The organism is Microcystis sp. LEGE 08355 (genome assembly GCF_015207185.1).
Taxonomy (GTDB): domain Bacteria; phylum Cyanobacteriota; class Cyanobacteriia; order Cyanobacteriales; family Microcystaceae; genus Microcystis; species Microcystis panniformis.
In genome coordinates this window covers 1-2,266 of sequence record NZ_JADEXI010000689.1, presented here as the reverse complement: position 1 = coordinate 2,266, position 2,266 = coordinate 1, and the positions used below count along the sequence as shown (strand labels likewise).

Sequence of the window (2,266 nt, the reverse complement as noted above, 5' to 3'; positions counted from 1 at the left end):
GGGGTAGAAGATTGGGGGAGAATAACTAATTCATAAAATCCCTCTTCGGGTAATTGACCGGACCATTGCCGATCGCTAGACTTGTCTAAAAGGGTAATATTACCCGTGGGAGAGTAGAAAGATAGTAAAACTTCGCCTTCCGTCTCTAAATTTAAGTCTAACCGATCACTGGAACGCAATTTTATTGCATAGGCTTTTCCTTGTCCCTCGCTGAGAATTGCCTCGATAACTTCCTCTCCCCCCGCGTCTAAACTTTCGATCGCTTGGTAGGATAGGCCAGACTGTAAAGATTGTAACTGATTCCAGGCCAAACCACTCCATAGTTGACCTAAGCCGCTATCAAAATTTGGTCTTTCTGTCAATTCGGGAAATAGCTGAAAAAAAGCAGTATCAGTGAGTAAATTAAGGACTCTACTGCTTAGACGTAACTGATTCACTTGTTCTCGCCATTTTTCTCGCTGTTGCTCGTCGTAGCTACCTAATGCTTCTCTAGTGCCAGAATCGAGACGTTCTAAGCGATCGAGGATTTCTGCTGCTAAAATATCTCTTTGTTCCTGTTTCTGTTTTTCCTCTTTGATATCCCCATAGCGGAGGTTAAACAATTCATTGACGAGATTTTTAAAAAACTGACCATCAATTCCCAACTCTAGACGGCGCTTTCTCATCTCGGCTTTCCGTTGCCATGCCGGATCTGTGGCAGAATTAAAATTATTTTCCTCCGTGGCAAAAACGGGTTTAACGGTTTGGGGTTGATTGCTGTGTTTAACCCACTGTTTTCCGATTAACCAGCCTATTGCCGCCGATAGTAACATCAAGAGGCAAAAAATAGCGATCCTGCCGGAACAGCCGAGAAAAACGGGCGATTTATTCCGAGAATTGGCGGCCATTGTCTCCTTAGACGATTGAGGGTTTTGATCTGTAAAGATGAGATTAACACAAATAATAGGCTAAGACGCATTTTAACCGCCTATCCTTAGATTAGCTGAATCTTAGCCAATACCTTTACTGTTGCCCCTTGTCTCATCTCAACAAGCAGTTTAAATACACGGACAGCTTATTATTCATAGCAGATAACCATGACTACAACTCAACCCCTATCCCCTAGCCAAACCGCCCAAAAAGATGAGATAATCTTCCCCAAGGGCGAATTTTGGAGTGATGAACCGCCATTGGAAAGTAATTTACATCTAACTCAGATTATTTTATTGATAAAATGCCTAGAATGGTTATGGCAAGATAGAGAAGATTACTTTGCAACCGGGAATTTAACCATCTACTACAGTCCCAATCAGAAAAAATCAGAATACTTTAGAGGACCCGACTTTTTTGTAGTATTGGGAACAACTAGAAACCAAAACCGGAAAAGTTGGGTAGTATGGCAAGAAGAGGGAAAATATCCTAATGTGATTATAGAAATCCTCTTTTGAAAGTACCGCTAAGACTGATAGGGAAGAAAAGAAAGAAATTTATCAAAATACATTTAGGACTCCTGATTATTTCTGGTTTGACCCCTATAGTTTAGAGTTTGAAGGATATACGTTAATTAGGGGAAAATATCAACCGATTGAACCCAATCAGCAAGGTTGGTTATGGAGTGAAGAATTGGGCTTATATTTAGGGATCTACGCCGATAAATTGCGTTATTTTAGTCCTAGGGGTCAGTTAATCCCAACACCTGAGGAAGCCGCTCTTCTGGAGAAACAGGCCAAAGAATCTGAACGTCAACAAAAAGAACTGGCTTTACAACAAAAGGAATATGAAAGACAACAAAAAGAACTGGCTTTACAAAAAATTGAGCAATTAACGGCAAGATTAAGAGAATTAGGCATTAATCCCGATGAAACCTTGTAGGGGTGCAAGGTGGTCAGTGGGATCTCTTGGGTTTGGTGGGTAAAATGTATTCTAAGATACAGTCTTAGGGCAGTGAGTGGAAGGAACCACAGAGACACAGAGGACACAAAGATCGATCGCTCTTATATAATTTAAATTTATCACACAAAGTCGAGAAGAGCCAGACGTAGGGATAGTTCATGATTTATACTCCGAAAATGTAGGGATAGTTCATGATTTATACTCCGAAAATGTAGGGACAATTCATGATTTATACTCCGAAAATGTAGGGATAGTTCATGATTTATACTCCGAAAATGTAGGGATAGTTCATGATTTATACTCCGAAAATGTAGGGACAATTCATGATTTATACTCCGAAAATGTAGGGACAATTCATGATTTATACTCCGAAAATGTAGGGACAATTCATGAT

1 protein-coding gene and 1 pseudogene are annotated in these 2,266 nt (G+C 40.2%); one reads left to right on the top strand and one right to left on the bottom strand.

All coding sequences use genetic code 11. The annotated features are described in order from the left end of the window. Positions 1-887, bottom strand: an 887-nt coding sequence (locus IQ242_RS22945; protein ID WP_193961537.1) for a serine/threonine protein kinase, incomplete at its 3' end; no start/stop codon positions are given. Between the two features lie 189 nt (positions 888-1,076). On the opposite strand from IQ242_RS22945, the pseudogene IQ242_RS22940 reads away from it, so the two are divergent. Then, positions 1,077-1,851 (top strand): annotated as a pseudogene (locus IQ242_RS22940) (Uma2 family endonuclease). Positions 1,852-2,266 lie beyond the last annotated feature (415 nt).